Raw genomic sequence first — 23,592 nt, forward strand, 5'->3', positions numbered from 1 at the left:
AAGTGAAATTCATGTACATTGTGACCACATTTGGAAATTAGAAAAGAACTGAGAGGTTTACCTGTAGTTGTTGGAAGGTTTAGGAAAATTTATTATGTTTCTTATTTATATTCCTAATAACATAAGTTGTTATTAGTTGTAAGAGCCTCTATGAATCACACAATTCATATGCTACAACTCGGGAATAGTATGAATAGCTATGTCGTTGTACTTTGTCAGGTAAAACTCACTATCTGCATCTGTTACCTGATATTTTTCATCAATTTCAGCAGAAGTATAAGAGCGACATTGTGGTTCTTTATGATAATTGCAATGCATAAACTGGCCATTTTGATTAAAGCAGCCAAATTCATTTAATGTGGCCATTTTTTTGCCTTTTCCATCACGTGTTAACTCAAACACAGCAGCTTCATATTTATCTGAACCTTGTTCAGCAAGCTCTCCTGCAATCAAGAATAATGGCCGATGGCTAATTAACTCACTAAGATTTGGATTATATTCTTTTTTCGCATGACTTAAACTGATAAATTTATACTCATCTGGAACTCTTGAATACTCCGGATCATATTTTTTATACTCAAAAAACTCATTACCCCTTATATTACAAAAGGTTAATTTATAGTCGTCATTACCAAAACCACTGCCCAATCTCACAACTTTTAAACAAAGGAAATCTTCAGGAATAACCACTTTCTCTTGTGTAGCATAATTATACATAACTAATTGATCATCAAGCATGTAGTAACCTATCTTTGGCAGAGTAGCTACAACCTTATCGTCCAAAATAACCTTTGCCTCGTAGATACCTTCCGATAATTTTTCTCCTTTTTGCAAGGTAAATTTTGGTTTTAAGCTATCTACTATTTTTGATATATCACCACCTCCAAGATTTCCTTCATTCTTCAAAGTATCTGTAACCGCGTCTTTTAAATCCTGATTATTTGCCACAGCATCTTGTAAAACTTGATTACCATCAACTGCAGTTACCAGTGTATCTTTTTGCTTGCCAGTAAGTAATTGAGCAGCTACTAAACTAGGGTCCGCACTTGTTCCATCTTTACCTGCTGGACCTTGTGGACCTGAATCTCCTTTTACGGCACTTTTAAAAATTTCGTCACCTTGCAAATTAGTTGCTACGGCATTTTGTAGATCTTGATTACCAGCAACTTCAGTCACTAGTGTATCTTTTTTATCACCAGTAAGTAATTGAGCAGCTACTCCTTCCTGTAAATCTGGATCATTTACTAAGACTCCTTTATTTTGGCGTTTTATATTAAGAAGAGCTTGACCTAATTCATTTGCTTTTTTAGCTATTAATTCTTGAGCTATAGAATTTTGAAAATTTTCATCATTCTTTAAACTATCTGTAACTATACCTCTTAAACCTGAATTACCTGCTATAGAAGATTGAAAACTGCTGTCATGAACCAATTTTCTAGCAACCTCTGCAGGATTAACGTCTTTACCTTTTGGTCCTACTGGTCCTGGCTGGCCATCTTCGCCTCTAATTTCTCGTTTAAATCTACTGTCATGCTTTAGTCTATTCACAATTTCTAAGGGATTGGCGTCTTCACCTTTTACTCCCTTGATACTCTTTTTAAAATCTTCATCAGACTTCAGTAGATTTCCCACACCGCTCTTAAATCCTCCATCTATATTTAGCAAGTATTTTACAGCATTCTGAAATTTGATATCTTTTGCAATTTCGTTTGAGATATTATACCTCTTACTGCTTTCAGTAGCTAACTCTTGTGCAACGTCTATAGGATTAGCATCTTCACCTTTTGCTCCCTTGATACTCTTTTTAAAATCTTCATCAGACTTCAGTAGATTTCCCACACCGCTCTTAAATCCTCCATCTATATTTAGCAAGTATTTTACAGCATTCTGAAATTTGATATCTTTTGCAATTTCGTTTGAGATATTATACCTCTTACTGCTGTCAGTGGCTAACTCTTGTGCAACATCTATGGGATTAGCATCTTCGCCTTTTGGACCTTGTTCTCCTTTTTCGCCTCTAATTTCTCGTTTAAATCTACTATCACGTTTTAGTCTATTAACAATCTCTAAAGGATTAGCATCCTCTCCTTTTGGACCTGCTAGACCTGGTTTACCATCACTACCAGACTTGCCTTCTAAACCTTGTTCACCTTTTTCACCTCTAACTTCTCGTTTAAATCTACCGTCATGTTTTAGCCTATTCACAATTTCTAAAGGATTAGCATCCTCACCCTTTACAGAACCTTGAAAATCTGGATCACCTTTTAAATTAGTTGCTACAGCATCTTGTAGACCTTTATTGCCCGCAACTTCAGTCACTAGTGTATCTTTTTTATCACCAGTAAGTAATTGAGCAGCTACTAAACTAGGGTTCGGACTTGTTCCATCTTTACCTGGGTCTCCTTTTACAGAACCTTGAAATATCTTATCACCCTTTAACTGATTTACCACTGTAGTTCTTAGATTTGAATCACTTGCCACAGCTTTTCGAAAATTACCGTCTCTGTTTAGCAAAGATTTTACAGCATTTTGAAAATCCTCTTCATCTACAATTGCTCTTGATATACTAGACTTCTTGGTGCTATCAGTGGCTAATTCGCTTGCTATTTTTTTTATGTTATTATCAACCAAACACCCTAATTGCCTTATATCTGAACACATGCTATTATCAATGTTAACTTCGGGTAGAACTTCTCTAAATTCAGGCAGAACTTCTCTTATATTTGAATGTTCAAGCAGTGCTGACCTTAAATGGACATTAAAACTATCTTTGTAAATGTCGCTAATGTCTATTATTTCTCCTGCTGCATTAATAGGTTCTCCTCCGCTGTTACTAAAATAGGCTAAAAACTCATTGCCCCTCTTTTCAACCAATACATAAGTATAAAGGTTTAGATCTTTTTCATCATGGCGGTTACCACTTGTGGGTATTTTATATAAGAGACCTTTTAGGCCATAACCTATAAAAATAGATTCCAATTTACAGATCTCAATTCCTTCACATGTAACTTTGGGTGTATAATAATTTAGATACTTTCCATCTGAAATTATCTTTTCTCCTATCTCTAATTTAATTTTTTTATTATAGTAGTTTTTTAAGTTAATGTCCTTATTCAGTATCAACGATCTAGGCAAAATAACCCTCGCACCTCCATTGGTATCGTATAAGGAGATCCGGTACTCACAGTTATCATTAAGTACTACTTGGGCTTCTACTGAATCGAAGTTCAAAGTGTGCAGAAGCATTCTTTCACTCATACAGAAGTTGTCAGTATTATTACTAACCCAACATAGAACTTGTCGTATATTGCCAATTTCATCAATGCCGCATGTTCCAAAGTTAGCATGGCAGAATTTAATTTCTTTATTGTAATGTACAGACTTGAGCTCTATTTTTGTTAGGCCCCTATCACCATTAGATACTATTTTTTGACTATTTCTTATCTCAAACAAGTACCTTGTCATCTTTTCTACAATTTGATTTTACTGTAAACAAACATTCTTAAGCTAGAGACTTAGCACATAACAATTAAAAAAGAGCTAATCAACTTAGCTAGCAGATGTGGTGCATGCCCCAGAAAGTAGAGCCTACGGACAGTGACCTTATCAAAAAAAAGCGGAGAAAAAGTTAAGATGCTTTTAGATGTGAACATTCATAGCAAAAGTTTCCATGATGTCTAGATCGAACTCTGTTTAATCCACTCTTCTTCAGTTAGTATTTTTATACCTAGCTTAACAGCTTCCTGATACTTTGACCCGGGATCTTTTCCTACAATAACAAAATCTGTATTTTGGGACACACTAGAGCTCACTTTTGCTCCTAAAGATTCGGTTTTTTCCTGAGCTTCCTTTCTCTTCATTGTCAAGAAAGTTCCAGTAAACACCACTATTTTTCCGCTAAAAATGGAATTGCTAGTATTATCACTTACAGATAAAATAGTTAATTGACTCGCAAGGTTATTTACCATTTCAACATTACCCTCTTTAGAGAAAAATTTCTCTAGGGAATATATAATCTCTCCACTGATACCTATTATTCTAATTAGTTGATCAGAAACCTCGTTTTCATAAGGTAACTGAATCATTACAGAATGCCAACTTTCGTAAAATTTATAGTGGTTGGCTTGTATCTTGAAGAAAGCATCTAATGTTTTAAGCTTAAGCATCAGATGGAGAATGGAACAACTTTGGTGGTCTGCTTAGATATAAAATCTGTCTGCTAGATAAGAGCTCTCTTCTCAAAGGTATAGGCTGAACGGTCAATGGCGTCAACTTAAGTAAAAACGTCAGTGACTGTGTTCTCTCTATAGCTGCAATAAGGTAGATAAGTCCAAGCGCCATCGTGCCTTTAGGAAAGTTGCTGATGGAGGCTCTTAAGTTGACGCCATGATACGCTAACTAAGCTTTACCTCCACTAGTGGAATGTTGTTCCAACTGCTGCTACCGTAGTTATCAATAGAGGTGTTTAGGTAGTCTGTGTCAAAGCGCACAGGTACATCAAATTCAAAGCTTGCAGTGATTATTGCATCTTTCACTGGTGGTTTCATAAATGTTATTTCTCCAGTTGAATAATCTACTGAGTGTTTATTCTCTTCTTTACCGTCTAAATAGATCTTGACTGTGCCATGTACTGGCTTTTTAATCATACGCATATGCTTGTCTTTCCCACTTATGTAAGTTTTAATCAGTTGAAAAGTTGTTTTTTTATTGTCTCCTCTTCCAATCTCTTGGTCGGTAACTGTAAAGTCTGACCAATCTTTGAAACGAAACCCTATTGCCTTGCCTCTTCGTGCATGAAAAAATTTTATAAGTTCTGTTAGCTGCTCGTTCGACCTGACTCCACAAGCTATATTATATTTAGCACGCGCATGAGACCAATTAATGTTGCGTTGTTCGCAACCATTATGAGTTGTTACAACATCAGTAGAAAACTCTGGTCCTCCAGTGGAGCCGTAAGATATATTCTCTGGAAATCTAATTTCTGTAAATGACATATGTCCTCCTGTGAAAATAGAATTGAAGTAATTTTGGCTTAATAACATGCTAATTACCCGATCAAAAAGCACAACTACTAATGTCATTCAAGTAGCTGACACTGGAGTTCAGCCTTTATTACGTAACTGCTTGATTTTATTTTAAGTTAAGTTAAATTTTCTGGATCCTAGTACCTAGGATAACACCCTTCTCCGGTCGAGACTACACTCAAACCACAATGTTTATATATTGTCTACTAGAATGCAATTCGAGTAATAAAACTGCCATAATTACCATACCTACAGCTACTGTACTTAGGTTCACTTGTGTCGTCAAGTAAAAAATAAAATTTTATGGCAAGTTAAAATTAGTCCTGCTTATGGCTTAATTCATCCACTTTTTTGCGCAATACATCCAAATCAGTTGCTCCTACAAACAGACTATCCCCTATTATCAAAAAGGGTGTACCGCCTACGCCCAGTTTCTTTACTAAAAGTCTGCTGCTGTTTATCATCTGCTCAATTTCATCTGCATTATTTTGCATGGAGTTTTTAAAATCATCCTCATTAATCCCTATATTTTTCACTATACCTAGTATAATTTCATCCGAAAATTCTCCTTTGTGACTTAAAGCGGCATAGTGAAAATCTAAATATTTGTCTTTGTCAACGAAATAGACAGCTAAAGCACTCTTTGCTGCCTTTAAAGAGTTGTTACCGAGTATTGGAGCATCCCTGAAGATATACTTAACCTTGCCATCACTGATCAACTGCTCTATGTCATCTTTGATGGCTTTGCAATATCCACAAGCATAGTCAAAGAAACCTACGGCTATAACTTTACTATTTTTGTTTCCTGAATAAGGATAAGCGGAATCGAATATTTCACTTTTGTACTGTAAAATTTCACTTTTAGTCGCATTATCCCGAGCAGTATAGCTGCTTTTAATCGACTCCTCTCGGAGAGCTTTTATAATCCTATCAAAGTTTCTACTGATATAGTCATCTAATCTCTTACCTATTTGATCATCACTTAGAGTTTGACTGCGATGTGAAAGCCAATTGTTTATTACCGGTAAACTTGCTACTGCCAATATAAAAATCAATAAAAATGATATTCTAGACATAAACTTATTAAAGAACTTACAATATAAAATTTTCAGTACACATCACCTTTATACTAAAAGAAGTATCTAATGCTAATATACAAAAGTATTTGTATCAAGTGTATTTTATAGCCAATTTTGCCTCAAATGCAAACTTTACGCACAATAAAAGCTAAGCACGTTACCACAAAAGAAAATTTGGTAGCACAATGGCTAGAGCACTCTAGGATAGCCAATTATAAGATATTCCTTCCTTTACCGCTGCGTATAATAGCTGTAAGCGCCGCAGAAAATAGTTTTTTCCTTTGTTGATCGAGTTTATAGTCGGCGTTGTGCAGACTCGTAAATGTTGCATTATCTGCACTTTATCAGCATAATGTAAAAGCAACGTAATGCAGATATTATGCTGATAAAATTTATGCTAAATTATGCAATTACCTCTAAAATTGCTAGTTGTCTTATGAGGATTGAAGCAGCAAAAGTGTTATATTAGAATCTTGCATAACTTGTTTTGTGATTTTGCATCAAGACTTGCTTAAATTCCCGTGCAAATATTATATATTTTGATTCTATCTACAAGGCTTGCATGTCAGCTACACCAACGAAAGTTTACTTCACGACACCTGATTGGTAGGCTCAAATTGCAATACTCATACAGTTATAGAGAAGGGGTATTCGTGCGTTGTGGTAGTAAAAGATCTTCTTGACCTGCTCCTTTCAGTTTAGTAGACGGATCAATAAGTTGCTCCGCACCTTTTCCATTAGGTTGTTTACTCTCATCAATTCCATTGACCTTGGACTCTAAAACATTACTAATACCGCTACTAATTTCCTTTCCCCATTCCTTAGTATCAGGACTATAGAAAGCACCAAGTTTGTTATTTAAAAAAAGAACCTCAATGCCCCCTTTCACGGCAAATATTACACCAACAACAGCAGCAATCATCGCAGGTATAGTAGGACCAAAAACTGATATCGAAACAATTGAAAAAAGGATAGGTAGAAAAACCCGACCCAAAAATTTTGTTACCATCTCTTCATCACTCAGCGGTCGTTCATCTTCTTCTTCCTTTTTACCTAGAAGTGGCACCTTTTTTAGTATCCCATCTTTTAAGGAACCAGAAAAGTTTTTAGGATCTATCTTTATTCCGAGTGGCCACCCAACAAGTTTTTTTAGTGAATCTTTAGCTTCGGTATCGCGTATATTATCCACACACTCCTTTACTACTTTTTCTATCTCACCGTTTTCTAAATTTTCTTTGCTAGCCAAATTTTTTTCTCTAATTTTTCCAAATACAGAGAGCAAAAACTGGCAGAAATTTTCTTCGCTGAGCGACTTTATTTTTTGATTAACATTGTCGAATATCTTTACATTATTTTCAAATACAAAAGTTACAACCTTCTTTTCATCCTCATTTTCTAATTGACATGACAGCTTACCTAGCGACTCCAATTTACTCTGTAATTCTTGTTCTTGTTTCTTTGGAAGCTTTTTTTGCAATTTTTCTCGTATCTTTTGTATTTGCTTTTTTGGGTCTTCTAAAGTATCCAGAAAAGTGCAATAGATTAACTGATGTTCCTCTTTTTCAAAAATTTCCTTGTCTTTACCAGTCGCCTGGTTTGAGGATTTCTTTGTTTGTGAAGTTGATATTGCTGTCATAACTGACCTACTCACATTTACTACACTTTAATTGTAGCATATTTTTCATATTAGTGCAAATGATTTGTACTCTCGAAATCTGCGGCGTTTAAACCATGAAAATCTAAGTTCCAGCTATTACAACTGTACAAACATTGTCTGCTCAGTAGGTATCATCAGTAGCTCCTTTTTGTCAACGAATTACGTAATCTTTACACACTGAATAAACACCAATTAGCTTACCACCCGCCTCAAAATCTCCTCTTGTTGCTGAGTGTGAACACTAGCATAACCACATGCAGGAGATGCAGCAGCAGGCCTTGCAATGCACTTAGGCCTTTTTGTTTGAATATTGAGATTGGATAACACTTCTTCTATCAATGGATTGACAAAGAACCATCCTCCCATATTTTTTGGCTCTTCTTGACACCATACAATTTCAGCGTTTTCGTATTTTTCAAGCTCAATGCTTAGCTTATCAGCAGGAAACGGATAGAATTGCTCCAAACGTATTACTGCTATATCATTTACTTTTTGTCTTTCACATGCTTCGATTATATCGTAATAAACTTTACCACTGCATATTATGGCTTTGCGTATTTTGTCATCTGAAACTAAATCTGTTCTATATTCTGGAATTACCGTGAGGAATTTTCCTTCAAAGTCAGACAAGTTAGAAACTGCTCTTTTGTGACGCAGTAGTGATTTAGGTGTAAACACCACCAAAGGCTTACGAAAGTCCCGATGAATTTGCCGGCGCAAGACATGAAAGTAATTTGCTGGAGTGGAACAATTAACTACTTGCATATTATCTTCTGCGCAAAGTTGCAAAAATCTCTCTATACGCGCGGAGCTATGCTCAGGTCCTTGCCCTTCATAACCATGAGGCAAAAGTAAAACGAGGCCGCTCGATCGCAACCACTTTGTTTCTGCCGATGCAATAAATTGATCGATCATAATTTGCGCGCCATTTGCAAAATCACCAAATTGCCCTTCCCAGAGCACCAGTGAATACGGAGAGTCAAGACTATATCCATATTCAAAGCCCATCACAGCATACTCAGATAAAGCGCTATCTATGACCTCAAAGTGAGCTTGCTTCTCATTTATATTACTCAGTGGAATAAACGCTTCTTCCGTCACTTGATCAACAAGCCTTGAATGACGGTGCGAGAAAGTCCCACGGCCAGAATCTTGTCCTGACAAACGTACTCCTATTCCTTCTGTAAGCAGTGATGCAAACGCAAGACTTTCAGCCGTTGCCCAGTCTATATCGTGACCGGAATTTATACTACCTATTCTTCCATCAAGTATTTTTCTAACCTTATTATTGATATTAAAACTGCTTGGGATATTACTATTTATGTGTACACCCAGTTTTTTCAGCTCATCTAGCGAAACACCAGAATCCGTATAATACTCGCTCAAATCGTTCAACTTTGCTCTTCTCAGCTTTGACCACACACCACCGAACCAGTCAGCTTTTTTTGGAGTGTAAACCGCTGATTCAACAAGGCTTTTACCCAACTTTGACCTAAATTCGCTGCGTAATTTACTCACTTCATCACTACTTAGCACTTGCTCTGCAGTCAGCTTCTCTTCATACAGTGTCCCTGGAGTTTTATGCTTTGATATCACCTTATACATAAGTGGCTGAGTGAAATTTGGCTCATCGCCTTCATTATGGCCATATTTACGGTAGCATATTATGTCAATCACCACGTCTTTCTTAAATTTCTGCCTATATTCCATCGCCAAACTTGCGACAAAACTCACCGCTTCTGGATTATCCCCATTAACATGAAATACTGGAGCTTCTATAGATTTAGTTACATCAGTGCAATAAAAAGATGACCGCGCGCAGCATGGGCTCGCAGTAAAACCAATTTGGTTATTAATGACAATGTGTACAATGCCATCCACTTTATAACCTTCAATATTGCTCAAGGTCAGAGTTTCAGCAACTACTCCTTGACCGATGAAAGCTGCATCACCATGAATTGATATTCCAAGCACAGATCTCATATTCTGCTTTGCTCTTATTCTTCCAACCAAAACTGGGTTTACCGCTTCAAGATGAGATGGATTAGGGCATAAACTCAAATGTATTTTTTTACCGCCGGTAAGTGTGCGATCAGAAGAGTAACCGAGGTGATATTTAACGTCACCAGACACCTCAAGACCACTTGGGTATGCAAGGTTGCCTTGAAATTCGGATAGCATTGCCGCATATTCTTTCCCCATAACTTTGGTCAGAACACTGAGTCGTCCGCGGTGAGCCATACCGAGAACTACCTCTTCAATACCAAAAGCTGCAGAATCACTGATAACCTTCTCAATTGCAACAATAGTTGACTCTCCACCTTCGATAGAGAAACGCTTATATCCAGGAAATTTCATATGGAGAAACTGTTCGAACATCTCAGATTCGATCAAGTGCCTAAGTATCTCTTTTTTGTCCTGAGAGCTTAGAGTATAGGTCTGGTTTTCAATTTTCTCCTGCAGCCACACTCTTTCCTCATAAGAGGAAATATGCATAAATTCAAAACCGATATTCTTGCAGTAAATATCTCTATAGATTCCAGCGTCATGTGTTGGAGAGAGGTTTGAATATTTCTGATAATCTATTTCTTTATTTACATTTGGTGATAATGGATTAAGATCTGCAAAAAAATGACCGTAAGATCTGAAAAAATTTGCCAGATCAGAAGCTGAATTGTCTGCCTTTGCTGCACGCTGCACACTGCAGGGCTTTGCCTGACTTGTTTCTAAATTGCTTGAAAAAATTCTGTACCAATCCTCCCCGATTGATTTATCGCCTTGCAAGTAACGGCTATACATTTCCTCCACAAACTCTGCATTGTCACCATAAAGGCAGCTTAAGTTCGACATAATCACTATAAAAGATATCAAATACCTATATTATACCTTAAGTTTTTTAAAAAAGAACTCCTTTAGTCTCTAATTATTAAGCCCCAACTGTTGGACTTAGTAATTTCTGACTATTGGAAAACTCCTCACTGGTTTCATAGAGCACAGATGATGGCCCTGATGGAGGAAGTCGAGTTTTTGCTGCACAGCATACACAACATAATGCAATAATAGCTATAACTGCTGCAAGAACAGAACACCAAACCTCACCTATGTATGCGTCAGCAACTCCAGAAGCCAAAGCAATACTGCCTGCTGTAGCTAATAGTGCAGCAGCCCCGAGCCAGAATGTTTTCTTAGAGTTAAATGGTTTTCCACTATCACTACAAGGAGAAACACGACCTATTGGCCTTTTATCATCTTTATCCTTCAAACCTGGATCAGCACCACTTTTCAAAAGAAGTCGCACAATGTCATTACTGTAAAGGTTTAAGTAATTCATTGATAAAAGAGGCATTACGATGACAGAAAAAGGCTACTCGGATGACAGAAAGAGGACATATTGATAGGCTGTTAACTTCGAAGAAGTAAAAACCTCTAGTTTTTCAGCAAAGAAAAGTCTACAATCATATGAAATCTTGAGAATATGATCCTCAATGTAATGTCCATTGCCTTTGAAGTTACTATGGCTATTCGCTATTTGCGAGCAAAAAATGCCAGGTTTTGCTCTATCATGACTTTGTTTTCTATTATTGGCATTGCTCTTGGAGTTGCAACATTAATAGTGGTGATGTCTGTCATGAACGGGTTCAGAGCAAAGTTGCTTGACTCAATACTTGGCATTGATGGTCATATCAATGTTTATTTTGATAAAAACGTAAATTCAGATTACTATGCAGTATCAAAGTCCATTGAGAAAATTCCAGGTGTATTAAAAGCTACTCCCATGACCAATGATCAAGTTATCGTTACAGCAAATGGTAGAATTGTTGGCGCTGTAGTGCGAGGTATGTCAGCTAAAGACTTATTGAACAATACTACTGTTACAAATAATGTAATTGTGGGTAATGTAAAAAAATTCGATGAGGGAATAATAATAGGGGCACGATTGGCAGAAGCCTTAAACATTGATTGTGGCGATAAAATTGTGCTTATATCACCTGAAGGGTTTGACGCATTGTTTGATGAGATGCCAAAAATGAAAGAATATGAAGTTGTCGCAATATTTGATATGGGCATGTTTGAGTATGATAATACTTTAATGTATATGCCCATAAAATCAGCACAGGCTTTTTTTAATTATAAAGACAGTATAAGAAACATAGAGGTATTTGTAGATGACATTACTAAGGCTAATGAGCTAGCAAATGCTATAGAAAAAGAAACAGGAATGGAAGCTGAAAGTTGGCAATCACAGCAAAGCCACTATTTTAATGCTTTAAAAACTGAAAGAAATGTGATGTTTTTGATTCTTACTTTGATTATAATTGTGGCAGCATTCAATATTGTCTCAAATTTAATGATGATAGTGCAAGAAAAGAAATCTGCGATTGCAATCATGCGTACATTTGGTGCAACAACTGGAAGCATTATGCGCATATTTTGCACTTGTGGATTGTTGATTGGTTTTACAGGAACTTGCCTTGGCTCTATTGTAGGTGTTATTTTTTCTCTCAACATTGAAAATATTAGGGTGTTTTTAGAAAACGTTGCTAACGTCAAACTATTTGACCCTATGGTATACTTTTTCTCAAGTTTGCCAGTGATATTGGTGCCTCAAGACGTAGTGAATGTTTCTGCGCTTGCATTATTTTTATCATTTTTGGCGACGATTGCCCCTGCACTGCAGGCGGCTGCACAAGATCCTGCGGAGATACTACGCTATGAATGATATTCAACGACAATGTATAGGCTGGTTTTTAATTGCGTTATTATTTGCCAGTTATATTGCGATAAATAACATAGTATTCTTAAAAGTAAATCGGCAAGAAAGCGGGAACAACATTAAAACTTTGACCGAAAACATAGATGAACTCAGAATGTTACTTGAAGTTAATCAATCTAGAATAGAAAAAAAGATATTTGATTTAAAGAGAAGTCTGCACACTCAATGTGAACAAAGCGATGGTAATTTAAGGCAGAAGAACCTCGCAAAATTGCTGTTACTTGTGGTTAAAATGAAGAATTCATTATTACAAGAAGCAAAGTTTGATAATCATATAAACGCAATAAAGCCTCTAATATCAGAGCTTGATGATCCAGAGGTAGAGAATGCATTAAATGAATTGGAAAATTTGAAAGAGATAGATACTTTACCTGAGTTGAAATTGTCTTTTGAAAAAACCATTGATACTATCAATTACAACAAAAGTACACTATTTCAAAAAGTCATTTCAAATTGGGTAAAGATAAAGGACAAAAACGATCCATTAAGGATAAAGTTAGCAGAAATCGAGGAGTCAATAAATGATAATGATTGGCAGAGCATAGCTACTATAGCAGGTGATTTAACACACCAGGAATTTAAGCCATGGCTAAATAAATTGAATTGTTTTACTGCAGCTTCTAAGAATATTTCAACAATATATTACTACTTATTACAATATATCTCATGATTTATCTCATAATTTTTATTCTCTCCTTTTTATTTGGTATATGGATCAAAGTGAGTGGCGAAGTAGTAAGATTAGAATTGGGTAGTTACACCGTAAATATTGATCTATATTTCATTATTTTTACTTGTGTATTTTTATTATTTTTACTAATTATACTAACACGCTTTTATTCTTCCATTTCATCAACATTTACCAATATAAGAAACAGAAGAAGGGATAAGAAAGAATTGCTTCTCTTTGAAGCTTTTTTTAGCATGGATTTGGGCAATATGGAGAATGCTCACAAGCTAGTTAAAAATCTAAATGAGGAAAGCGATAAGTTATCTTTAATAAAACTCTTTAATGCAGCTAAGACAGGAAATTACAGCTTTTTCAGCCACGGTTTAATAAATATTGCAAATAAAAACCTCAATCTAGCTCTACTTCTTGCCAATAAACTGATCATTGATCTTAAACAAGAAAAGGCAATCTTTCAAAAATTTATAGAGTATTGCTCTAGTTCAATTGATAATAAAATTTTGTCTATTCCCTTTCAAATAGAGCATTGCATATTGCAAGAAGATTGGGCTTGCGCAATTTTGAAGTTAAAGGAAGCCGTGAAGTTCAATATTTTTCTTCCCTTTGATTGCAAAAAAATGTTAGCGGTCCTTTATTGCGCTTTAGCAAAGCAATATGAAAGTAAAGAGAATTACAAGGAGGCTATAAAGTCTTTATTTAGAGCTCAAAGTTATTGTGCAACTTTTCAGCCCATCAATTATTTAAAAGCAGAGTTGTATATTAGACTGGGAAAAATCAGAAAAGCTTCTGCAGTACTAGAGACGGAGTATACAGTAAACCCTACTTCTCAGTTAGCTAAAATTTATATCAGTTTAAACAGTAAAGGGGCCGAAAGACTATGCAACTTGCGTCCTGATTATTATTTTAGTTATTGTTTACTTGCTTCATCTTCAATTAGCTTGGGTAGATATGATCTTGCAAGTCAACACTTAGATAATGCTATGAAAAAAGCTAATTACGTGTCGATCTATCTTATTATGGTACAGCTCAAGGTTGTATTACAAGAGTATGACCAAGTAATTTATTGGCTTAACAAGATGGACTCAGAAGCTTTACCTGAACCATGCTGGAAATGTACGAATTGTAGTCAAAAGCTGAAACAATGGGATTATAAGTGCTCAAGTTGTAACAGCTTTAATTGTGTGTGTTATAGCCAATAGGTCTAATTTAACGACCTTGCTTTATCAATATAATAAAATAAAACCTTTTTAGTAAGTTCAAAATCCTCTAAGGTATTTCCTTCACATCTTGCTGTAATACAGTTTTGTGTATTTGACACTCTAAGAAGCCACCAACCTTTATTATCGTTATTGGTCACTTTGATACCATCAAGCTCTGAAAACGCAATGCTTTGTTGCTCCAGCGTTTTCTTTATTGATTCGATTATTTGAAATTTTTTTTCGTCTTGAACCACAATCTTTACTTCATGAGTAATGTATAGCTTCGGTAAATCCTCAATGATCTGATATAAGCTTTGATTTGTCTTGAGTAAAATATCAATGGCTTTAACAGCAGAATATAGTCCGTCGTCAAAACCTAGTTCAGAGAAGAAAAAATGCCCACTCAGTTCACCTGCAAATTCTGCTTCCTCCTCTAACATCTTCTTCTTAACTAGCGAATGTCCAGTAGCACAGGTAATTACTTGTCCTCCTAATTTACTGACAAAATCATGTGCTTTCATGCTCATTTTTATGTTAGCAATAACTTTGCTTTGTGGGTATTCCTCCAATACTTCACGTGCAAAAATCATAAATAGGTGGTCGTTGGAAACAACATTGCCTTGATTGTCAATCAAACGTACCCTATCACTATCGCCATCAAGTGCAATGCCAAGATCACATTCATTTTTCTTTACAATATCAATTAGTTGAGCAAGGTTTTTTTCTTCTATAGGGTCTGGATCGTGCAATGGAAATGTTCCATCTATAGAGTTATTGGTTACGATATGCGTATGACCTGGTAAAATCTTTTCAATATACCTTGCAATTCCACTTACTGGGCTATTGCCAAGGTCCCAGGCTATTTTTAGCTTTTGTGTAGTATTATTCTTCAGCGCACTTTTTAATATGAGAATGTACTCACTGTATATATTGATGTTAATTAAGCTGCCAATTTTCATACTGCTTTTGATTGGATTGCTTATAACCTCCTTTATTTCTTGATCTGAGTAGACTTTTTTACTGCTGAAAAATTTAAAGCCATTGTACTTGCTGGGGTTATGCGAAGCGGTGATCATAATACCAAGGTCTGCTTGTGTAATTTGCGTCGCAGTGTAGAGCATAGGTGAAGAGCATAGTCCAACGCGTATAACATTTGCTCCAGATAGGGTTAAACCTCTGATTAATTCTTTTTCTATACTTGGCGAGTCTATTCTGCTGTCGTAGCCTATGCAAACACTGGATACGGTTTGGCCAACTTTTCTGCCTATCTCATACCCATCATCGATCTGCAGGTCTTTGCCTACTACACCTCTAATATCATATTTTCTTATAATGGTATTGTCCATATTGCACTTCTCAGAGTAACTACTATATAATATTAAAGACAAATGCTCAAGCTTATTTACCTGATGATTAGTTGACTTTTTAGAAAAGTATGTTAATATTATAGTATATTTTTTTTATGTAAAGCTATGAAGCAGGAAGATTTATTTGTAATTAAGAATCAAAGTTTAGGTGCAGATGAACAGAAGAAGAATGATATTCTAAGTATCATTGAATCTTGCAACAGTCTTAAGGATACTGTAAGAGAGTTGGAGAAGGAAAAATTAGTCTGGTACTTTATCGGCCCTCTACTGCAAGATAAAGATATTAGGAGACAAGTGATCTCAAAATGGGGAACAGACTTCCAAGAATTTGAACAGTCAATAATTAAAACGCAGAATGGAATACGTAACAAGTTTGAAAAAATTTTATCAGGTCAAAGTTTCTCAGCGTATTCAACAAAAGATAATAACTTTAACATCAGGTTTGAAGATGAGGAAAAGCCAATAAAAATCAGTGATATTTTAAGGGTTAGCAATGAAGATGAGGTTTATAACCTGTTTCTTGGGGGAGATAGTCAGATCATTGCGTGCAAGAAAAACAGTAATGAGAGGCACTATAATTTTACTGGTGCCAGTTCATGTGAAATGGCAATTTACTGGCAGGCTAAGGATTCTAGAGGTAACGATATAAGTTGTAGCATTGCTGTAGCAGTGGGATCTGGTGGTATACAAAGGATAATCGGTGAGCCAAGGTTTGGTGATTTAAAGTTTATGGATCCACTACCAGAAGAAACAAAAAATGAAATATTGAAATTAGTTGAGCAGAATAAAGAAGTTTTCATCAATGAAAAAACTTTGTATCAAGTTTTCGCTGATATATACAAGAATGTAAACGTTCAACAAAAAACTGAAGAGAGGATTACACAAGATCCATATATATCGCCGCAGTCGCCTATGCAAGATAGCAGTGGATATTCTTCTCTTGGCACACCTTCTTCACGTAGAAGTTCTATATCTACTAACAGTGAACTTGAGGATGACACGTTTAGTAGTGAAGAAGAATGTGAACAAGATGAATTAAAAGATGAAAGATCTTTTTCTCAGAGGATATCTTCAAGTGCAGATGAAATTATAAATGAAATTGAAGAATTAAAAAAAGAAAAAGAAATACTCGCTCAAAACTTTGCAAAGCAGGCAAAGCGGCTTGAAGACTTACAACTAGCTATATCTGAGAAAGATCAAAAAATAAAGGAGCAAGATGCCTTAATTAAGTCGCTTACTGATCAAAATAAAGATGCAAATGAAGTACTAAAAGAAAATACATATCTCAAGCAGCAAAATGCAGAATTGAAAGATCGTAATACAAAAATAACAGAAGAAGGTGATGTACAAATAAGTAAATTAATTAAGGAAGAACAAACTTTGAAACAGGAGGTTGAAGGACTGAAAGAGGAAGTTAAAAGACTTCAAGCCGAATTGGAAGGCAAGGTAAAAGAATTAGTTGGAAAGGATAGGAACTTAAAACAACAGATAAACGCATTAGAGCAGAGTCAAGAAAACAAAGATACTGAAATAGCAGACTTAAAATCTGAATTATTAGGCTTGAAATCTCAACTAAGAGATGAAAGAAACAAGTCCCAATCAACAAATAAAATCAATGAAGAACTACGTGAGAAATTGGAGATAAGTGAAGCTGAACTGAACAAATCAAAAGCGGAAAACACAAAGCTGAGAGACGATATGAAGAAAATATCAGAGGGTTCAGATGATGATCATAACAAGCAGCTAGCAGAGTTTTTACTGGAAAAAGATAAGGAATTAACTGATGTCACAGATCAATTAAGCAAGGAGCAATTAAAGAATCAAGAGTTAGCTAAGGAGTTAAGCCAACTACAAAAAGAAAAGGAAGCTTTAGAAAGAGAGATTCAACAATCTAATGTAAGTGGGAAGTCACTTGCGGATGAGATGAAAGAAGTAGATGAGAATAAAGACAAGAAAATAGGAAGTTTGAGAGAAGAAGTTAAACAAAAGGGTGAAAAGATACAGCAAATAATCAAGGAAAACCAGAAGTTAGAAGGAAAACTTCAAGTTCTAGATAAAAAGTATTCAGAAGTAAAGAACAAAGATGAGGAGTATATTAAAAGTTTAACTTACAAACTAAATCAAGCTGAAAGTGAACTTATCAATAATCAGGGTAAACTAACCGACCAAATAGAAAAATTAAAGGAAGAAAAGGAAAATTTGCTTGAACAGTTAAGAACGAAAAGTACAGATTCGGCATCATTCAGAAAACAACAATCGGAAATAGATAGGCTTACACAACAGCTTAAGAAAAAGGAAGAAATGTTGATAAATACGCAGAAAGAGTTGGAGTCTGTCAAAGAGCGTTTAGAGGAATTACAGAACGTATTAAAGCAGGGAGAAGGTCAAACAGTAGTTGTATCAACTCAAACTGAAGTTGGGTATGAGAGTAGAGGAATTCAGGCAAGTATACAACAGCATCATGTTGAGACTGAAACCACAATGCCTGAAACGCGAGACCAAGATACACAAGCTGTGGATAAAAGCTCAAACAAGATAGTAAGTGGGTTAAGACAAGAAAATAAGAATTTGACTAGAGATAAGCAAACTATATCTGAGCAATTAAAACAAAAAGTTAGAGAAATAGAAGAGTTGAAGGAAAGATTAAAAAAATCTCAAGAAGAAAATAAGCAGCTAAAACAGAAAGTGACTAAAGGTACAGGAGTTGATGCATCATCTTCAACAGATCAAGAAGAGACTAAAGAAATGGAAGTGCAAACTGACGTGCAAGTTAGTAATTTCCATGATTTATATGATAAAGAAGGCAGATACGTCAGAACAGAATTATCAGATCCAAATTTAACTCCTAATGATCCAGAAAAATCACGGTAAAGCTTAATCTCTGGTGCCTCCACATGCATTATTGAACTTCTTGCATCTATGCGAGAACCTCCGACTGTTTTTGGTTGGCACTGGAATGAAAAGGTTAGAATGACAAAGGAACAGTGATGTACAACATTCTGTACCATTAGGATTTTTTTGCTTAAAAATATATTTTATTTTATTTAGAATATCTTACTTTGGTTTATTTATATTGTAATGAATAAGTTACTGCAGAAGTTCTACAGTATAATTTATTGTCTTTATCGTGCTTTGATTGACACAATTTACAATGACGGGATGGAGCATGCGGGATACTTGTCATTTTTGATCCTATTATCAATATTCCCTTTTCTCATTGTTTTAATGGCTTTGGCATCAACGTTTGCAAGTTTCTTAGATCAATATAACATTGGCTGGACATCTATAATCGATAACATGCCACAAGACATTTTGGCATCTTTAATGCCACGCATTAAGGAAATAATATCAGGCCCGCCGCACAGTTTATTAACTTTAGCAATTTTAGGAGCTATTTGGACTGCCTCATCGACTGTTGAAGGGCTGAGGACGATATTGAATAAAGCCTACAAGGTTCCAGTTTCACCACCTTATGTATTAAGAAGAATACTAAGCATATTGCAATTTTTAGTGATTACGTTCATTATAACTCTAACTATAATATTCTCCACATTAGTACCAATGCTAATAGGGTTTTCCTATCATGGGCTGAGTTATACAAAATATCTCCTTGTTGAATTTGTGCTATTTTTAGTAGTTTCTTGGCTATATTTTATGTTGCCCAATATCAAACAAAATTTATCGGATGTATTTCCTGGATCCTGCGTAGCTGTTATGCTGTGGACACTTTCAGCTTCAGTTTTCAAGCAATACTTGCGAGCCTCCTTTGGCCAACTAGATTTGATATACGGAAGTTTGGGTGGTATAGTAGTGTCGTTATTATTTTTTTATGTGGTAAGTTTAATTTTTATATATGGAGCAAAGTTTAATTTTCAGCTAAAATATTCTAATGGGTTTTGCTGATGAGAAATAAATGGGCAAATTAGAAGGCAAGATAGCTTTAATTAACGGAGCTTCAGGTGGAATAGGATCTGCAGTTGCAAAAAGGTTTGTCAGGGAAGGTGCATATGTAATTTTAATTTCGAGGTCTATCGATCATCTCAAACCACTGTATAATGAAATTGAAGAGCTTGAAGAATTCAAAGAAGGCTCTGTAAAGCTAATTCAGCTTGATCTTTTAGACTTTGAAAATGTGCAGATACTAGCAAATATGATAGAGAGTCTGAAATTATCAGAATCTGGAGCACTTGATATATTAGTTGCTTGTACTGGAATTTTAGGTAAGTTAAGTCCTGTTCACGAGTGCGAGCTTGAAGAGCTGCAGAATATAATGAATACAAATTTTACTGCCAATTGGTACTTGCTAAAAAACTTAGACCCAGTACTAAAAAAATCTAATTCTGGAAGGGTGGTATTTATGACTTCAGAAGTGACACTTTCTCCATCTTCTTATCCTTATTGGGCACCCTATGCTGCCAGTAAAGCCGCACTAGAAATCATAGTCAAGATATATGCATCTGAGACAAAACATACGAAACTGTGTGTAAATGCTGTGTATCCAGAAGGACCTGTTGACAGCGAAATGTATAAGCAAGCCTTTCCTGGAAAGGATACACCTGAACTAGTACTGCCTGATAAACTAACAGATAAATTTGTAGAACTGACTTCTGAAGACTGTGACATATCAGGACAAGTTTTACCCCTCAGTAAATCCCTTGAGTAAGTTGCGCGGCTATACAAACAGTATTGTACGCAGTCAATGTTGAGGCAAAAGTGGTGTTATGTGAGTAGATACAAGCTGACACCGTCAGAAAGTGAACCAGTGTCACCTGCTTGTATGACAGAGAAAGGCACACCTAGATGACATCATAAGAAAACTGGGATAACACCATCTGTCACGCAAACTACCTGCTGATTGCAACATTCGTACAGCTTTGACCATAATGCAAGAAGTCTATCACCATTAAGATAAGCCTTATTTTCATTTTTACGCAAAATCGAAAATAAGAGGTCTCTTATGTTCATCCACGCAAATAAGGTAAGCCTTATTTTCATTTTTATACAGAATCGAAAATAAGAGGTTTCTTATTTTCATCAAAGGGTGTTATTCCAGCGCGTGACGCTGGAATCCAGTAAAAAAAAGAATGGATCCCAGTGCCAGCTACTTTGATGACATCGTAGAGGCTACTGGGATAACACCACTTGCCATACAAACTACCACCTACAAATCATAATGTTCATACGGTTGTGCCCCAGTTGTCACTAATTTTTACCTCAACTTCAAACGGTATAGAAATCTTCACTGCATTTTCCATTATATCCTTCACAAGTTTTGCTGTTTCTTGTACCTTATCATCCTCTACCTCAACCAGTAGTTCATCATGAACTTGAAGGATTATTTTACCTCCCTTTAACTGATCATAAAGTTGGATCATTGCACGTTTTATTATATCAGCGGCAGTTCCTTGCACGGGTGCGTTTATTGCTGCTCTTTCTGCAAATTGTCTTAGGTAAGTGATTGTATTGTGTATGTCTTTGACAAAGCATCTTCGACCAAACAGAGTTTCTACATAACCATGCTGTCTCGCAATAGACATTGCTTTTTCCATATAGATCTTTATTTCCGGGTAACAGGAGAAATAATAATTAATGTATTCAGCAGCCTCCTCAATGGTAATTTTAAACCTCCTTGCAAGGCCAAACGGACTAATGCCATATATAATTCCAAAATTAATAGATTTTGCTTTTTGTCTTAGCTGTCTATCTACCTCTATACCTTCTTGCACCCCGAAAACCTGTCTTGCAGTGATATTATGAACATCTTGCCCATTTGCAAAGGCTTCTTTGAATGCTGCAACATTTGCAATATGTGCCAAAAGTCTCAATTCTATTTGTGAATAATCGGCAGAAATTATCTTATATCCTTTTGGTGCAATAAATGCTTGTCTGATAAAGTTTCCTTCCTCACTCCTGATAGGAATATTCTGCAGATTAGGATTACTGGAGCTGAGCCTACCCGTTGCAGTTGTTGAGAAGTTTGTATGCACTCTACCATCAATAGGGTCAACCCGCTTTACTAGTGCGTCAGTGTAGGTACCTTTCAGCTTGCTTAAGTGTCGCCAATCTAAAATCTTACTAGCAATTTCAACCCCCTCCATTCCAAGCTCCTCTAGTACTTCAGAGTTTGTGCTATAAGATCCAGATTTTAACTTTTTCTTCTTATTAAGCCCCATTTTATTAAATAAAACATCACTTAATTGTTTTGGCGAAGCAATATTAAATCTCTCCCCCGCTAAATTATGTATATCATCCTCAAGCACAGCGAGTAACTGTTGAAACTTACCAGACAATTCCTGCAGTTTTTGAATATTTAGCAATATTCCATTTTTTTCCATGTTGAGTATTACCTCCGTAAGCGGCTTATCAAAACGCTCGTAAATTGTAAAAAGCTTTTCTTGAAACAATCTTTGTGTTAGTTTTTCATGGACCGCTATCAAGGTTTTTGCTGAGAAGGTTCCCACATCTCCGCTCAAATTATGTGCAATTATGTTTGAAATGCTATGGTCATGCTTTCCTGTATCAAGGCTATATGACATTGTCATCAAATCATCAACTGAGCCCAATACTTTTTCTATTGCAGGAAATATTTCTCTTACCTTTCTAACATCATGTATTACTTTAAGCACTCCATTTGAAAGAAGAGTTGAGTTAATCGCAATAACTGCATTTTGTAGGTAGTCTTGACTTATATAGAAAATACTATCTTTACTGTAAGACAAGGATATTTTGCTGATTACGTCGTCTTCAAAATGGCAATAGATTGCAATTTTGCCTTCGTATCTACAGTGCTCTAAAAATTTTTCTAATTCTTCACTATTATATTCTGTCTTTTTTTTTTTGCTAGATTTACTATAAGAAAAAAGCTGTTCTACTTTGCCTATCAAGGAATTAAACTCATATTTCTTTAAAAAACCTAACAACTTCTCCATATTTGGAGGATGGACTTCATATTTTTCAATATCGTGCTGAAGGTCTACTTTTTCGCATAGTGATAAAAGTTTTCTTGAAATTAACGCTTTTTCTTTATGTTCGGTGAGAATGTTACGTACCCTTGTTTGCTCGATATTATTAATGTTTTCCAGAATATTATTCAACGAACCAAATTCATCTAGCAACTTAGCTGCAGTTTTTGGGCCTATTCCTGGAACACCTGGAATATTGTCAGATGTATCACCAGTTAGGGAAAACAAATCAAGAAGTTTGTCTGAATTTACACCAAATTTTTCCACTACTTGTTTCTCATCTATATACATATCTTTAATAGGATCAAATATTAAAACGTTGTAATTTAAGAGTTGAAACAAATCTTTATCTGACGAAGCTATTACCACTTTAAAGTCTTGCTGGTTGGCGTATTTTGCGGCTAGTGTTGCAATTATGTCATCTGCTTCATAGCCTTCAATTTCTTCATAGCTCAGACTAAAAGCTTCCACCGCTTCTCTCAGTATTGCAAACTGTGGAATTAAATCCTCAGGGGGTGTTACTCTGTTTGCTTTGTATTCAGAATACAAAGTGTGTCTGAAATTTTTTTTACCGGAGTCAAATGCTATGGTCAAGTAATCTGAATGGACAATGTACTTAAGAACCATTTTTAGAAAGCCATACACACCACCTATTGGTATACCAGTTGTGGTAGTTAAGTGATGCAAAACATAATAAGCTCTAAAAAGAAAGCCGTAACCATCAATGATTGTGAAAGTTTTTTCTTTCATTGTAGATATTCACATGTGCCCTTGATAGTCTATGATTTAACTACAAAAATCAAGCCTTTGTTTTCTACTTTTAAGTATTGCAAGAGACTTTA

17 protein-coding genes are annotated in these 23,592 nt (G+C 35.6%); 6 read left to right on the forward strand and 11 right to left on the reverse strand.

The window, feature by feature from the left end; genetic code table 11:
- Nucleotides 1-171 precede the first annotated feature (171 nt).
- The 7 genes from HF196_RS05515 to HF196_RS05545 all read right to left on the reverse strand — a co-directional run bounded on the left by HF196_RS05515 (nt 172) and on the right by HF196_RS05545 (nt 11,058).
- Nucleotides 172-3,465: a collagen-like protein gene (locus HF196_RS05515; protein WP_168456175.1), complete on the reverse strand. Its 3,294-nt coding sequence runs from the start codon at nt 3,463-3,465 to the stop codon at nt 172-174.
- Nucleotides 3,466-3,677: 212 nt separating this feature from the next.
- Nucleotides 3,678-4,085, reverse strand: a complete 408-nt coding sequence (locus HF196_RS05520) for a BRCT domain-containing protein (protein WP_168456176.1) — start codon at nt 4,083-4,085, stop codon at nt 3,678-3,680.
- A 309-nt stretch (nt 4,086-4,394) separates the two neighbouring features.
- On the reverse strand, nt 4,395-4,994 hold the full coding sequence (locus HF196_RS05525; RefSeq protein ID WP_168456177.1) for a TIGR02217 family protein: 600 nt from the start codon (nt 4,992-4,994) through the stop codon (nt 4,395-4,397).
- A gap of 347 nt (nt 4,995-5,341) precedes the next feature.
- Entirely contained in the window at nt 5,342-6,100 is a 759-nt protein-coding gene (locus HF196_RS05530) for a DsbA family protein (RefSeq protein ID WP_168456178.1), read from the reverse strand.
- A gap of 637 nt (nt 6,101-6,737) precedes the next feature.
- Nucleotides 6,738-7,739: a hypothetical protein gene (locus HF196_RS05535; RefSeq protein WP_168456179.1), complete on the reverse strand. Its 1,002-nt coding sequence runs from the start codon at nt 7,737-7,739 to the stop codon at nt 6,738-6,740.
- 213 nt (nt 7,740-7,952) lie between these two features.
- The gene (locus tag HF196_RS05540) at nt 7,953-10,610 is read right to left on the reverse strand and encodes a 2-oxoglutarate dehydrogenase E1 component (RefSeq protein WP_168456180.1); all 2,658 of its coding nucleotides are present in this window, start codon (nt 10,608-10,610) and stop codon (nt 7,953-7,955) included.
- Between the two features lie 76 nt (nt 10,611-10,686).
- A complete protein-coding gene (locus HF196_RS05545) occupies nt 10,687-11,058 on the reverse strand; it encodes a hypothetical protein (RefSeq protein WP_168456181.1) in 372 nt (123 codons plus the stop codon).
- A gap of 192 nt (nt 11,059-11,250) precedes the next feature.
- Here HF196_RS05545 and HF196_RS05550 point away from each other — a divergent pair, with 192 nt between their 5' ends.
- From HF196_RS05550 to HF196_RS05560, 3 genes are read left to right on the forward strand one after another with little or no spacing between them, the layout of a single operon-like run.
- Nucleotides 11,251-12,480: a lipoprotein-releasing ABC transporter permease subunit gene (locus HF196_RS05550; RefSeq protein ID WP_168456311.1), complete on the forward strand. Its 1,230-nt coding sequence runs from the start codon at nt 11,251-11,253 to the stop codon at nt 12,478-12,480.
- Nucleotides 12,473-13,204 carry a hypothetical protein gene (locus HF196_RS05555; protein WP_168456182.1) on the forward strand — a complete coding sequence of 244 codons (732 nt, stop codon included), beginning with the start codon at nt 12,473-12,475 and terminating at the stop codon, nt 13,202-13,204. The genes HF196_RS05550 and HF196_RS05555 overlap by 8 nt, the downstream gene beginning before the upstream one ends.
- Nucleotides 13,201-14,421 (forward strand): heme biosynthesis protein HemY, encoded by a 1,221-nt coding sequence (locus tag HF196_RS05560; protein WP_168456183.1) that lies wholly within the window; start codon nt 13,201-13,203, stop codon nt 14,419-14,421. The genes HF196_RS05555 and HF196_RS05560 overlap by 4 nt, the downstream gene beginning before the upstream one ends.
- Nucleotides 14,422-14,423: 2 nt before the next feature.
- Here the strand turns inward: HF196_RS05560 and HF196_RS05565 are convergent, their stop codons facing one another.
- Nucleotides 14,424-15,767, reverse strand: a complete 1,344-nt coding sequence (locus tag HF196_RS05565) for a phosphomannomutase/phosphoglucomutase (protein ID WP_168456184.1) — start codon at nt 15,765-15,767, stop codon at nt 14,424-14,426.
- Nucleotides 15,768-15,893: 126 nt separating this feature from the next.
- On the opposite strand from HF196_RS05565, the gene HF196_RS05955 reads away from it, so the two are divergent.
- From HF196_RS05955 to HF196_RS05580, 3 genes are all read left to right on the forward strand, one after another.
- Nucleotides 15,894-18,659, forward strand: coding sequence for a hypothetical protein (locus HF196_RS05955; RefSeq protein ID WP_246198549.1), 2,766 nt, complete (start codon nt 15,894-15,896; stop codon nt 18,657-18,659).
- Nucleotides 18,660-18,866: 207 nt separating this feature from the next.
- A complete protein-coding gene (locus HF196_RS05575; RefSeq protein WP_168456185.1) occupies nt 18,867-19,691 on the forward strand; it encodes a YihY/virulence factor BrkB family protein in 825 nt (274 codons plus the stop codon).
- Nucleotides 19,692-19,701: 10 nt separating this feature from the next.
- Nucleotides 19,702-20,451, forward strand: coding sequence for an SDR family oxidoreductase (locus tag HF196_RS05580; protein ID WP_168456186.1), 750 nt, complete (start codon nt 19,702-19,704; stop codon nt 20,449-20,451).
- Between the two features lie 143 nt (nt 20,452-20,594).
- Here the strand turns inward: HF196_RS05580 and HF196_RS05585 are convergent, their stop codons facing one another.
- Genes HF196_RS05585 through polA form a run of 3 tightly spaced genes read right to left on the reverse strand, consistent with a single transcriptional unit; the run spans nt 20,595 to nt 23,500 of the window.
- Nucleotides 20,595-20,783: a hypothetical protein gene (locus tag HF196_RS05585; protein ID WP_168456187.1), complete on the reverse strand. Its 189-nt coding sequence runs from the start codon at nt 20,781-20,783 to the stop codon at nt 20,595-20,597.
- A gap of 2 nt (nt 20,784-20,785) precedes the next feature.
- A complete protein-coding gene (locus HF196_RS05590) occupies nt 20,786-20,941 on the reverse strand; it encodes a hypothetical protein (RefSeq protein WP_168456188.1) in 156 nt (51 codons plus the stop codon).
- 24 nt (nt 20,942-20,965) lie between these two features.
- Nucleotides 20,966-23,500: a DNA polymerase I gene (gene polA / locus HF196_RS05595; RefSeq protein ID WP_168456189.1), complete on the reverse strand. Its 2,535-nt coding sequence runs from the start codon at nt 23,498-23,500 to the stop codon at nt 20,966-20,968.
- Between the last annotated feature and the right edge of the window lie 92 nt (nt 23,501-23,592).

Origin of the sequence: Wolbachia endosymbiont of Ctenocephalides felis wCfeJ, assembly GCF_012277315.1 — a bacterium.
In the GTDB taxonomy this organism is placed as follows: domain Bacteria; phylum Pseudomonadota; class Alphaproteobacteria; order Rickettsiales; family Anaplasmataceae; genus Wolbachia.